Here is a 13,162-nt window from a genome sequence, read left to right as displayed (position 1 = left end):
AAATTATGCGCGTTGAGCGCTAGTCTGCTGTTCGTCAGTGGTTTTGGTTTTTAAGCCACTACTGGATTCTAAAACATAGTTTTTTGGCATAAAGCAATCTACCGAAGACTCCTGCATTTCTTTGTTAAACTGTTCAGGATAATCATCTGTCAGTAAACAGCCAGCTTCAAGGCTAGGGTATATTTCATCATAACGCTTTATTTCTGTTTGGCTTATGCGCCGATAAATATGCCCTCTGTTGATTGAGCTATGGTCAGTCAGGCCTGCTGAAGAGACTATATCTAAAGTGGCATGTACTGTTTCTTGGTGATACCTGGCCACTCGTTGGGCTTTGTCTTCGACCACGATGCCTTTGGCTAAATTCTTATCTTGTGTGGCAATCCCGGTGGGGCATTGGTTAGTATTGCACACTAAAGACTGCACGCATCCCAGTGCCATCATCATACCGCGAGCGCTATTACAAATGTCTGCACCTACCGCAATATTTCGCACTACGTGAAAGCCGGTAAACGTTTTGCCACTTGCAATGACTTTGATGTCTTTTTTAAGATCGAAACCTTGTAAAATATCGCAAACATACACAAGTGCTTCTCGAAGAGGCATGCCCACTGAGTTAGAGTATTCTAATGGCGCTGCACCTGTGCCACCTTCACCACCGTCTACAGTGATGAAATCAGGTTTTATGCCGGTTTGAATCATGGCTTTACACATCGCCACAAATTCACTTTTTTGACCTATACAAAGTTTGAAACCAATGGGTTTTCCGGCTGATAAATCCCGCAATTGTTGAATAAAATCCATCATTTCAAGAGGCGTTGAGAATGCACTGTGTCCGGGAGGTGAGTCGACGCGGGTACCTGGTTCGACTAATCTTATTCGTGCTATTTCAGCGGTATTTTTATCCGCAGGAAGAATACCACCATGACCTGGTTTAGCGCCTTGTGATAATTTTATTTCAATCATCTTTATCGATTCTTTTTGGGCCACTTGCTTAAACGCTTCAGGATCAAAATTTCCCTGATTATCACGGCAACCAAAGTACCCCGTACCGACTTGCCATACGATATCGCCGCCATTCTCGAGGTGATAAGGGCTAACGCTGCCTTCTCCAGTATTGTGATAAAAGTTACCTAGCTTTGCGCCTTTGTTTAAGGCGCGAATGGCGTTTGCACTTAACGACCCGAAACTCATAGCTGATATATTAAATACACTGGCTTCGTATGGTTGTTTGCAATCTGGACCACCAACCTTAACTCTTGGTTCAGGCTGCTTTTCGTCGTAATGTATCGCGCCTACTGAATGGCTTATCCATTCATAGCCAACATTTTGTGTTTGTAGTTTTGTTCCATAGGGCAGGGAGTCTAATTGACCCTTTGCGCGTTGGTATATAACCGAACGAAACATACGATTAACAGGCACTCCATCAGTTTCTGATTCAAAAAGATACTGGCGCAGAAAGGGTCTTATATCTTCCATTAACCATCGCCCGTGACCGACTATGGGGAAATTTCGTAACAGTGCATGTTTGGTTTGAAATATATCGTAAAAACCAACAACGGTTAGGGGGATAAGAATAATGAGTCCCCATGTAGACGCTGACCATAAAACGCTGGCAAGGATTAACAGCCCCCAACTTAAAAAACAAAATACATAAAATGCTAAACGCATGATTTTCCCCATTCAACACTAAACCACTATTTTGATTAGGATAATGTTCAGTGAACTAGTTTATAACGTCAACCTGAGATTAGATTGAACTTCTTCGATAAGTGTCTTGGGAACATGGTGTTCTTTGGCTAACTTTTGCCATTGTGACACCTGTTCTACGACCTCATCTATGATGCGATCAATTTTTCGTTTATTAAAAATTGGACTTAACTGAGCGAAGGAATATAAATCCTTTCTATCAAAGTTATCACGCTTGCCATTTATAGACATCCAATGACTGTTGACCCATCTACTGCCTGGTTTGTAACTGTACGCTAAGTCATAGGCAGGGGCTAACGTCCATTGTTGCTGTTGATCAAACATAAACGAAATATTTTTTGCATGATCATCGTGATTTTTGGCCACCACATTGAATACCATTCTTCTGAATATTTGTTCGGCTTCTTTAGCAGATAACTTTAAGCTTCGGGCAACGTCAAATAACTCTGCATAAGAATAGATTCCCACTTGCTTAAAACTAACGTGAGCAAGTCCATTTAATGTTTGGACGTGGACTTTGTCATTGCCGATACGATCAAATCTTTGGGTGATAAAGTGTCGTCGTTTACCTTCGTTGAGCAAATAACAGGGCATCATATCTATTTGACTGGCCGTGGCCATTAAATAGTAAACGTATTCCATTGCCCCATAACCGGTGGGATCACCAAATGTTTCCTGGTTCTTATTGTGTTCACTTACCCCATCAAATTTCATTAAATAATGGCTGAACCCGTCTGGCGCATTAGTTTGTCCAGAACGCACTTGGGTAAAATCTGAATTAAATGCTAAAACCGCTTTCGGCCTTGCGCCACCAGCACTCATACCAACCGACATTAGCGCCATCATCGCTTCTTTGTCCTCATAACCTTGTTGATTCAAAGATACATTAAATTTGGACCTTTGATTGACAATGTCTTGGGCAACTTCCACGAGGTTTTCAACCTCAAGTTGCTGTGATGAGTTAAGATTTTTATGCCGGGTCGCTGGGGCAAAAGTTAGTGCGCCCATGCCGCGAGTACCTGTGTATTTTAAGCGTTGAAGAGGGGATATATCCTTTGCTGATTTCCCCTGCGAAGCAACCCATGCATTGATGACGGCATTACCAAAATCATCGGGTAGGGAGTCAGCAACCAATCCGGGGAGGCCTTTAAATGCGGCAAAGTCGGTTTCAGGGAAAGTATAAATCTGTTTTGATAAAGGCATTTTTAACGGTGACAATTGAATACCGGTTTTGATGAATGCCGGAGTGTACTCGAACGCGCCCAACTGTTTATCAGGATCATAGCTAACCGCACCAACTTGGTGATCCTGGTAATTCACTATGACTACCTCTTTTACCATGCCGGATCACCTTTTTTACTTGCTGGATTATTACCTGATGCTCGTTGTCTTTGTTGGCCTTGCCGTTTGGCTAACTGAATGGGGGACTCGGTTGGAATAGGAATAAACAGATCCAATTGTTTGCTCAATCCCAAGGCGACTAAAATAGCTACCACTGTTTCTAATTGAGCATGACCTTTTTCCGCGCGCATAACCACCTTTCTGGAAAGGCCTGTTTTATCTGCGATGTCTTGTTGCGTTAAATCAGCATTCAGGCGGGCTTGTTTCAAACGTTCACCTAAATCGGCTACAATCTCTTTTGTTTGCATAACTACCTAAAGTGATAAAAAGGACACATTAATAAACAATATACCAATAATGTCCCAATTTAATGACTTTATCAACATCTATCTTAGTATGCTTATTTTGGGACTTAACATGAATTATGTTTGTTAAAGTCCTATTTTTGGGACTTTATTCTTGGCTGGTTATAATCGGTTTTGATTAAAGAATTGGGTAATTGCGTTAGCATCTATATCAACACCATGATTTTCAAGCCAATGGATCGCATCTACCAGTGAAGAGAAAAACTGATAATTAACCTCGGCAGCTTGATAACCAGTAGATAATTGTTGCTTGATTGTATTACTGATATCAGAATCTAGAATCACTACTGCCACCGCTGTAATCCCCAGCTGCTTGCGTAAAAAGGTCTGCTTTTTAAACAAGTTATAAGTTGAAGGTGGAAATAAACTTTCTCCATATAAACAACTTAATTGCGCCCATGGACGGTTTTTATCAACCGTGTGGAAATTGTCAATCGTTTGCTGCAGTGAACCCTCTAATGCTTCATCATTCCATGGGCCTCGCCCACTAAAAAGTAACACTTGGCCACATTTTCCTATGACATGCTCACCATGTTCTTGCAAAATAACTGTACCTTTAAATGCTTGTCTGACTAAGTTAAAACTATAGACCGGAAAAAGTAAAATTGTTATAAAAAATAACGCGAAATGTCACGAATAAATCTAATTATTGTTTTAAATATCAGTGGCTATTGCAATCTATCAAAAAGATAAACAAAAAATCTTGTTATCGTTTAAAAAAATAAAATGCAGGGATTGCAGTAACCCCTTTTTCTAAAATATCGTTACCATCCGCTATATGGATTTTAGGAGTTGGAGCGAAAACATCTCCATAGGAAGCACCAGTAACAACGACTTTTTCAGATAGCGATTTCTGTAACTCAATTGGTAATCTGCCGGTAAAAACAATTGCTTCTGGATCAAGTAGACTTTGGATGGCTTTGAGTGGGAACTTCATAGTTTCAACACATGCTGTTACCCAAGATTTGATGTTAGTGTCTTGATTGGCAATCGCTGCCTGAATTTTCTCAGGAGTGGCCTCTTCCCCCCAAACAGCACTCAAATGTTTGTAAAGTGATCCCAAGTTGGGCCTTAGTTGCGATTTATCGCTACTAAATAAGGTAGAAATTTCGCCAGCATTTCCAAAAGCACCATCGACAACCTCACCTTCAAAAACAAAACCACCACCTATATCTAGAGTAAACAGCATGAGATAGAAACTTTGCAGCGTAGCTCCTTTTTTAGTTAACGAAAAACCAATAGAGGCAGCGTTTCCGTCATTTTCTACAAAACAGTGTTGTTTGTATCGTTTTGCAAAGGTTTCTTGAAAATTAACAACAGACCAACCTTGCGGATCTTGTTGGGAACAAATACGGCCTTCTTCGTTAGTAAAAAATCCAGAAATAGATATACCTATCCCTAAAATATTAATTGAGGGATCTAACTCTGAAAATAATTGGTCGAGCATAGATAAGGCTGCTTTAATTGCTAGTTCTGCCGATAAGAATGTCCCATCTTTACAAAATCTAACGATGTTTGTGCGGTCGAGATCATCTAATAGAACTACCACTCTATCGTGTTCGAAAACCACCCCAACACTAGCAAAAACTCCGGGGATTAACGTCAAGTAAGTAGCTGGTTGTCCTCGCTGCCCAGCGATTTTTGAGTGCTCTTCAACTATGCCAAGGGATATTAAGTGCTTAGTCAGTCTCGTTAAAGTTTGATTAGATAATCCCGTTGCCTTGGCTATTTCCGCACGAGTTGCTTTGCGGTTTCTACGAATATTTTCAATTACTTTTTTATGGCTACTATTTAGCTGTTTTTCGATGTGCGAAATGGATGTTATTTGCTGTAGCGTTTGCAATGTAAACCCCTTGAAGGAAGTAAATGACGAAAACCAAGAACAATTAGAAATCTAGCCCACTGTATAGAATAACAATTAGGTAACTTAATTACCACCTTGATAATTAAGTTAATTGGCAGGTAAATAATACAAAACTCCAAATTAGTTATAACCTTTTGAATATTATTATTATTTTTGTAAATCCAAAATTATTTTTGAAATATTAAGTATTGACGTGGTAATTAATGGTTGACAATTTATTCTTGCGTGGCTAGTTTAAATACCAGAGTGGTAATTAATAATAAAAACACACTGTCAACATCGAGGAAAATTAATGAGCAGAACAAATGTTACTCCCAGAGCAAGTAAATTCAGCAAGGTCTCGACTGCGGTAATCTTAGGATTGTTAAGTAGCGCGTCTGCTAACCTTTATGCCCAAGAGTCAAGTGAAGGTGACGTTGAAGCCATTACGATTAAAGGTGTAAGAGGTAGCCTTTTAAAATCTCTTAATCAAAAACGATTTGCAAATAAAGTGGTCGATGTCATTACCGCCGAAGATATAGGTAAGTTTCCAGAAGCTAACCTGTCTGAAGCGATTCAACGTGTACCGGGTGTCACCTTAAATCGAAACCCTACAGGTGAGGGGACTGCAATTAACTTACGTGGTCTTGGTCCTGAATTCACCTCTACTGAAGTTAATGGAATGTTAGCGGGGGGTAGTGATGGTACTCGTGGCTTCTCATTCGAAATTTTTCCAGCTGAATTATTTAACAGTGTAGAAATATCCAAGTCAGTGACTGCAGATCAAGTGGAAGGCGGCATTGCTGGAAGCGTTTCTCTGTATACGCCAGATCCGCTAGCAACCAAAGATCAAGTGCTCAATGTTTCTGTTTACAATAACTACAGTGATAATACTGGCACAAACAGCCCAAAAGCGTCAGTAGTATTTAATCAAAACTGGGATGACACTTTTGGTATCAATGCCGCATTGGTGTATTCAGATACAGATATGCAGAATAATGAAGTACGTGGCAGTAGCCATAGTCCTTTATCAGCCGTTTGGACTGGACCTGACGTGGGCGAAGAAGGTGGTCCTACCCAAGAGCAACTTGATGCATTATATCCTCGTATTGAGAGTTTTGGTTATACTTCAGAGGAACGTGAAACCCTCGGCGCTGTATTAGGTCTGCAGTGGCGCCCTAATGATGATCTTGATATTAAAGCACGGGCACTTGTTGGTAAGATTGATGGTGATCGTGTAGAAACAATTTTAGATGCACCCTCAGAGAGTAATATTACCGCTGTTAGTAACACTGTGATTGAAAACGGTATAGCAACTCAAGCCACATTAACTGGTGTGCAACAACGTGTTGGTGCAAGACAAGAAGCGATTGATGAAGAGGTAAACCAGTTCACTTTAAGTGCAGATTGGCACATCTCTGATAGCTTGAAATTTTCACCCTATATTGGCCACTTTAGTCGCGAAAAGACCAACAGTAATGACTTGTTTTCATTTCGCAGAATGGAAGAAGACGGCAATTTCTATCCAGCTGATGTAAGTTACATTATGCGCGACAACTACTTAGAGTGGTCTACCCCTGATACTGATTTTGCAAGCAACCCTGAAGAATTTGTTGTTAACGTGTTCATTCGTCGTCCTCTTGAAACCAAGGACTCAAACAATACCTTGAAGTTGGATTTTGAATACGATAACGGCGACTTGATGAAAGTTGACTTTGGTTTGCGATTTACCGACAGAGAATTGGAACAACATCAAACCAGATCTGATATCAGGGCAGAAAGCTTCTTAGCTGATGGGGTAACCCCACTAAATCGTCGCACTGATTTACCTACTTTAGCGGATGTATATACTCCACTAGACCGTTTTAATGTAGATGGTGCAGGCTTTGCGCCATCGACGTTAATTGGTGGTGATCCTGCGCAAATTCTATCAACTTTCTTTAATGCAGATGGTTCGCCCATCGATGGTTTATACGAAGATGTAAACGAACCTTTTGAACTAATCAACAGCTTTGAATTGCAAGAACAAACCATTGCAGCCTATGCTCAAGCAAATATTGAAGTAAGTGAAAGTGTTACCTTAAGTACTGGCTTACGTTTTGTTCGAACCATTCAAACCATTGATTCGCAAGTGACTACGGATTCGTCTGATGTAAATGCGTTCAGCCCAGTTACCTTGAAAAGCGATTATCAAGAGATTTTACCGAACATGAACGTACGTTATGCTCTTAATGACGATATGGTGGTACGTGCGGCTTACTTTAAGAGTTTAACACGACCTGCGCTAGGTGAATTAGCTGCGTTTGAAAGCTTTAACGGCATCGATGAAGGCGGCGGTCTTGGTTCACGTGGTAACCCTGATCTGCAACCGTTTACAGCAGATAACTATGACATAGGTTTTGAGTGGTACTTTACTAGTGAAGCTGTAGCTGCGATCAATATTTTCTATAAAGATTTAGATGGTTTCATTGATACCTCATCTACGACTGAAATTAGAGAGTTTCCTAGACAAAGTGATGGTGTAATTGTAAGTGGACCTATTATCTTTACCCAACCTGCAAATGGCGTTGGTGCAACCATTACCGGTATTGAGTTAGCTTATCAATCTAGACTCGGATTCATCAGCGAATCCTTAGACGATTTTGGTCTGTTGGCAAACTACACAATGATTGATAGTGCCGCGCAATATTCAGACGAAGGTGACGTGCGTAATTCTGGTTTACCTGGATTGTCAGAAAGTAGTTACAACTTGGCCTTGTACTATGATGTCCCTAGCTTTAATGCGAGATTGTCTTATACATGGCGAGATGAATATTTGGTGGAATTTGCTTCAACCGCGGGTATTCCACAATGGCAAGAAGAGTATGGACAGCTTGACTTTTCCGCCAGTTACAATGTGACTGATGCACTGCAAATACAAGTGCAAGGGTTAAATCTGTTAACTGAGCAAGAAGTGAATCGTTCGGTTCAAAATACCCCGTACGATCTTGCACAAATCGATAGAAGATTTGTTATTGGTGCCAGATACTCGTTTTAATAACGAAAATTAGGTTAAGGAGCATCATAAGATGCTCCTTATTTAAGCCTACCAATCTAAACTATCAACTCTAAGCCAATATTTCTTACCGAGTGAATTATCATGCCAGTGTTCGGTTTTTCAATAAGATGCTTTGTCATTGTCTGCGCATTATTGGTAAATGCGTGTTCCACTCCAGTGCAGACTAAAACTGGCTTGCCAGTAGCATTTACTGATGCAACTCAAACAGTCATTTCGCCTGGACTAAGCTACTTTAAGGTGGATAGAGGTGAGCTATCTGGATATTTTGAATTGACCAGTTCAGTGATGTCTGTAACCGACGCTAACGCCTTAGTAGATGCATTGAACAAACATGTATCGAGACTAACGATAAATTCAAGAAGTCACAGTTTAAAACCTAAAATGATTGATCTGGTTGAACAGGCACCTGATGGCAGTGATTTAGGAAAGTTAGTTACAATTGGTCAGTTTAATACCTTAGCTGATGCACAAATTATGCAACAACAACTTGCGGCAATTGGTTTACAAATGCGTCCTTCACACAGTACCCAACGAAGTGGCGGTATGGGTAAACAAGAAATCAGTATTCTTAAATTAGTGCCTTCTCAATACACCGGCACTCTAACGTCGTCTTTAGCTAAGCAACAAATAACAGGTGTTGAAAAAGTATCGGAAATAGCTAAAAAAAATCTAGCGGTAGCTGCCGTCAATGGTGGTTTTTTTGCATTTAATTCAAGCCAAGGGATCATTGGCGATGTGGCAGGCTTAGCAGTAATTGACGGCATATTAGTTAGTGAAGCTGTGGCCGGCAGACCTGCTTTATTAATCAACAATCAACCCTCATTATCGGTTGAAATTTTAAATAATGTGCAATCTCAAATTAGTTTAACTGTTGAGGATAAAAACTTTTATGTAGATGGCATTAATCGTCTATCGGGTAAAATATTTAACTGTGGTTTCGGTCATCCTAAAGTTGTGGCAATACACGATTTTGTTTGTCACAAATCTAATGAAATCATTGTTTACAATCATTATTTTGGCAATCTTCATGCGGTGTTAAGCAACCGCGAGTTTCACTTTTTCGTGGATCAAAACAATTCTGTTTATTTTAATCGTCCGGATATGTCAACTTCTTTACCTGTTGGCCACCGTCTTGTTGTTGCTTCTGGTGATTCAGTCTCACAACTCGAAAAGTTTGTATCAACAAAAACAAAGGTAGTTATTAATCAGCAGGTAACTAGTGACTCAGGTGAACTGACTTTGCGCAAAGGTATGTATGTGATTAATGGTGGACCAACACTATTAGTTGATGGCAAGCAACCTATTTCTCAACGACGTTCGCAAGGGTGGGGAGTGACCCCTGTTAAAGGTGGTACCGCTGCTATTGATCATCGAGACGATATTTCTGAAGCGTTGCCAGAGAACAATCGAATCAACTTTTACCAAAATTGGGTTTTAAAGCGCCATCCTCGTACAGCGGTGGGCGTTACTAATACAGGCGATGTATATGTAGTAGTGGTTTATGGAAGAGATCCGTTTAAAAGCATAGGGGCATCTATTACTGAAATGTCAGAGCTTATGTTGGAGTTAGGTGTTCAAAAGGCGATCAATCTAGATGGTGGCGGTTCTAGTGTAATGGTTGTTAATGGCCAGATAACAGGAAAGCCATCGGATAGTAATGGGGAAAGGGCAGTCGCTGAAGCGTTGCTATTTACGGCGAAATAAAAGGTTTAGAAGTGGTAACGGGAATAACAAATACATTGAAAAAGAACTCAACACCAGGTGAATCCCTCATTTTAGGAATTGATGGTGGTGGTACTAAATGCAAAGCCGTTTTGATGTCACCAGATAATGTGGTTTTAGGTGAAGGTACTGCAGGGCCTGGAAACCCTGTTTATGGTATCGAGCAGGCTAAAGACTCTATTAAAAACAGTGCGCTCATGGCATTAAAACAAGCGGGTATCAGTCCAAGTGAATTGACTAAAATTCCGGTAGGGTTAGGTCTTGCAGGCGTAAACCTACCTAAGCATTACGACACCATTATGAAATGGCAGCATCCGTTCAGACAAATATTTTTAGCCACGGATTTATTGATTGCCAGTTTAGGTGCTCATAACGGGGGGGATGGCGCTGTCATAGTGACAGGCACGGGATCGTGTGGGTTTTCCTATGTGAATCAAAAGTCAACGATATTAGGCGGGCATGGATTTCCCCAAGGAGACAAAGGCAGTGGGGCTTGGTTTGGTTTAAGGGCGGCAGAACAGGTTTTACTGTCACTTGATGGATTAGGCCATCCAACCAAACTCGTTAACGTTATGCTGGAACAACTTAATGTGAAAAACAGCGAAGAGCTGACAGAAAAAGTTGCAGGTAAACCAGCATCATTTTTTGCTCAATTGGCTAATTGCGTTTTTATTGCGGCAAGTTCAAAAGATGAAATAGCAATTTCTATTGTTCAAGAGGGAGCAGGTTACATTAACGGCATGGCTGAAAAGTTAATGAATACCCATCCTCCCAGAATATCCCTTATTGGTGGTTTAGGAACCTCATTGTTCCCATGGCTAAACAAAGCAATCCAAAATGCACTATCTGCTCCCTTGTCGCCACCGGAAGTAGGGGCTGTCTATTTTGCTAGACAAAATATGAATGGCTTCCCATCAGATAAATCAATTTCAATAGCTACATAAATAAGAGTTTTACATGACACAAACAATAATGGAAAAAGAAGCGCGACAAACCCCTAAAGTTATTCGCGAACAAATTCAGAAAAATCAAAAAACAGTCACAAACATTGCCAATAAGTTGCACCAATTCAAACCTAAAATGGTGATGATTATTGGTCGAGGGTCGTCAGATCATGCTGGTGTGTTTGCTAAATATTTAATTGAAATTGAAGCTCAAATTCCGACCTTTGCTGCTGCACCTTCAGTTTCAAGTGTGTACAACAAACAACTGGTCTTGGATAATGCTTTAGTGATTGTTATTTCGCAGTCTGGACGCAGTCCCGATATATTAGCTCAGGCAAAGATGGCTAAAAAAGGCGGAGCATATTGCATTGCTTTGGTGAATGATGAAAGCTCGCCATTGAAAGATATTGTAGATGATGTTTTGCCTTTAAACGCGGGCAAAGAAGAGTCTGTTGCGGCAACTAAGAGCTACCTCTCAACTCTTTCCGCTCTTCTGCATTTAGTCGCAACGTGGACAAACAATCAAGGTTTACTCGATTCCCTGAATCAATTGCCTAGTTTACTTGAAGCAATCATTGATTCACCTTCACAATTAGCGCCCACAGATGTTGATAACGTCAATAACCTAGTTGTATTGGGACGGGGATTGGGTTTTGCGGTTTCTAAAGAAATAGCGTTAAAACTAAAAGAAGTCTGCAGTATTCATGCTGAGGCTTTCAGTAGCGCTGAATTTTTGCATGGCCCCATTACTTTGATAGAGCAAGGCCTAGCAATATTAGACTGTCTGGTTCTGGACGAAAGTGAAGCTTCTCATATTGAACAAATAAACGAAGTTAAACGACGAGGGGCCCAGGTTCTGCATTTACACCAGAGTAAACTAGCTGCGCATCCGCGAATAGCTCCTCTGTTAGTCTTACAACGTTTCTATATTGATGTTGCTAAGCTTTCAACCCATCGCGGCTTAAACCCTGACGTGCCTTTGGGCTTGAATAAAGTAACCAAAACATTATGACGCAACAAATGAGATTACATGCCCAAAGATTATTTGATGGACAGGCATATCATACTGATCAAGTGCTTGTGATTGAAGGCGAAGAAATCATTGCAATCGATCAGGATATTTCACAGGTTGATACGGTGCTGAGCGGGCTAGTTGCCCCAGGATTTGTAGATTTACAAGTAAACGGCGGAGGCGGGGTATTATTCAATACTCAGCCAACCCTAGACTCGTTAAAGACCATCTTCGCCGCTCACGCCCGTTACGGTACAACAGGACTATTACCCACGGTAATTACTGATGATATCGACGTAATGAATAGGGCGGCTGACGCAGTTGCGCAAGGGATTCGTCAAAATGAGCCAGGTATCTTGGGAATTCATTTTGAAGGTCCACATATTTCCACGATTAAAAAAGGTGCCCATAGTCAACAACATATTCGTCCGATTACAGATCAAGAGTGGACTCTGTTTAAACGTCAGGATTTAGGTAATATAGTTGTGACCTTAGCGCCAGAAGTGGTACCTGAGGGGCAAATTAAAGAGTTAGTCAGCTTAGGTGTGAAAGTTTGTATCGGGCATAGTAACGCTGACGGAATTACCACAAGCAAAGCAATACAATGTGGTGCCTCTGGATTTACCCATTTGTTTAATGCCATGTCGCCTATTTCTGCTAGAGAGCCTGGTGTAACAGGCGTTGCTTTAACATCTGAAACGACGCGTTGCGGACTCATAGTCGATGGACATCACGTGGATGATTTAAATATTCAATTAGCGCTCAAGACGAAACCTAAAGGTGGAATCTTTTTGGTAACCGATGCGATGCCTCCAGTTGGTTCAGATGCGACGGAATTTGATTTTTTCGACCGGCAAGTAACGGTAAGAGATGGACGATTAACATCTACTACCGGAGAGTTAGCTGGTGCTGCCATCGATATGGCATCATCGGTAAGATACTGTCATTTTAATTTGGGGATCTCTGTGGATGAGTCTATTCGCTTAGCAAGCCAATATCCTAAAGATTATTTGTCAGGCTCACCTATGCAAACCAATCCGAAAGTACAGCTTGCGCCAGGTAAAATCGCCAATTTCATTCAATTGGATGAGAAACTCGTTGTGCAGTCAACTTGGGTAAATGGTAATAAGGTGTTTTTTCAAGAAACAATGGCTAATGAGGTCTAACAAT

10 protein-coding genes are annotated in these 13,162 nt (G+C 40.9%); 5 read left to right on the top strand and 5 right to left on the bottom strand.

The genetic code is table 11. The features are described from left to right. Nucleotides 1-3 precede the first annotated feature (3 nt). The 5 genes from Q4567_RS14060 to Q4567_RS14040 all read right to left on the bottom strand — a co-directional run bounded on the left by Q4567_RS14060 (nucleotide 4) and on the right by Q4567_RS14040 (nucleotide 5,256). Nucleotides 4-1,668, bottom strand: coding sequence for an FMN-binding glutamate synthase family protein (locus tag Q4567_RS14060; protein WP_216048483.1), 1,665 nt, complete (start codon nucleotides 1,666-1,668; stop codon nucleotides 4-6). Between the two features lie 60 nt (nucleotides 1,669-1,728). Further along, the gene (locus Q4567_RS14055; RefSeq protein ID WP_216048484.1) at nucleotides 1,729-3,048 is read right to left on the bottom strand and encodes a type II toxin-antitoxin system HipA family toxin; all 1,320 of its coding nucleotides are present in this window, start codon (nucleotides 3,046-3,048) and stop codon (nucleotides 1,729-1,731) included. Next, nucleotides 3,042-3,356 carry a helix-turn-helix transcriptional regulator gene (locus Q4567_RS14050; RefSeq protein WP_216048485.1) on the bottom strand — a complete coding sequence of 105 codons (315 nt, stop codon included), beginning with the start codon at nucleotides 3,354-3,356 and terminating at the stop codon, nucleotides 3,042-3,044. The genes Q4567_RS14055 and Q4567_RS14050 overlap by 7 nt, the downstream gene beginning before the upstream one ends. Before the next feature lie 159 nt (nucleotides 3,357-3,515). Continuing rightward, a complete protein-coding gene (locus tag Q4567_RS14045) occupies nucleotides 3,516-3,956 on the bottom strand; it encodes a hypothetical protein (protein ID WP_303500807.1) in 441 nt (146 codons plus the stop codon). 163 nt (nucleotides 3,957-4,119) lie between these two features. After that, on the bottom strand, nucleotides 4,120-5,256 hold the full coding sequence (locus Q4567_RS14040; RefSeq protein WP_216048486.1) for an ROK family transcriptional regulator: 1,137 nt from the start codon (nucleotides 5,254-5,256) through the stop codon (nucleotides 4,120-4,122). Between the two features lie 313 nt (nucleotides 5,257-5,569). Here Q4567_RS14040 and Q4567_RS14035 point away from each other — a divergent pair, with 313 nt between their 5' ends. From Q4567_RS14035 to nagA, 5 genes are all read left to right on the top strand, one after another. Then, nucleotides 5,570-8,293, top strand: a complete 2,724-nt coding sequence (locus Q4567_RS14035; protein ID WP_216048487.1) for a TonB-dependent receptor — start codon at nucleotides 5,570-5,572, stop codon at nucleotides 8,291-8,293. 102 nt (nucleotides 8,294-8,395) lie between these two features. After that, a complete protein-coding gene (locus Q4567_RS14030; protein WP_303500806.1) occupies nucleotides 8,396-10,018 on the top strand; it encodes a phosphodiester glycosidase family protein in 1,623 nt (540 codons plus the stop codon). Between the two features lie 35 nt (nucleotides 10,019-10,053). After that, a complete protein-coding gene (nagK, locus tag Q4567_RS14025; protein WP_252729105.1) occupies nucleotides 10,054-10,980 on the top strand; it encodes an N-acetylglucosamine kinase in 927 nt (308 codons plus the stop codon). A 13-nt stretch (nucleotides 10,981-10,993) separates the two neighbouring features. Then, on the top strand, nucleotides 10,994-11,992 hold the full coding sequence (gene nagB-II / locus Q4567_RS14020) for a glucosamine-6-phosphate deaminase NagB-II (protein ID WP_216048489.1): 999 nt from the start codon (nucleotides 10,994-10,996) through the stop codon (nucleotides 11,990-11,992). Then, nucleotides 11,989-13,158: an N-acetylglucosamine-6-phosphate deacetylase gene (gene nagA / locus Q4567_RS14015; RefSeq protein ID WP_303500805.1), complete on the top strand. Its 1,170-nt coding sequence runs from the start codon at nucleotides 11,989-11,991 to the stop codon at nucleotides 13,156-13,158. Before nagB-II ends, nagA begins: the two co-directional genes overlap by 4 nt. Nucleotides 13,159-13,162 lie beyond the last annotated feature (4 nt).

Origin of the sequence: Aliiglaciecola sp. 2_MG-2023 (assembly GCF_030548145.1) — a bacterium.
GTDB lineage: Bacteria > Pseudomonadota > Gammaproteobacteria > Enterobacterales > Alteromonadaceae > Aliiglaciecola > Aliiglaciecola lipolytica_A.
The sequence above is the reverse complement of the archived record's forward strand: the minus strand, read 5'-3'. Positions and strand labels throughout refer to the sequence as shown.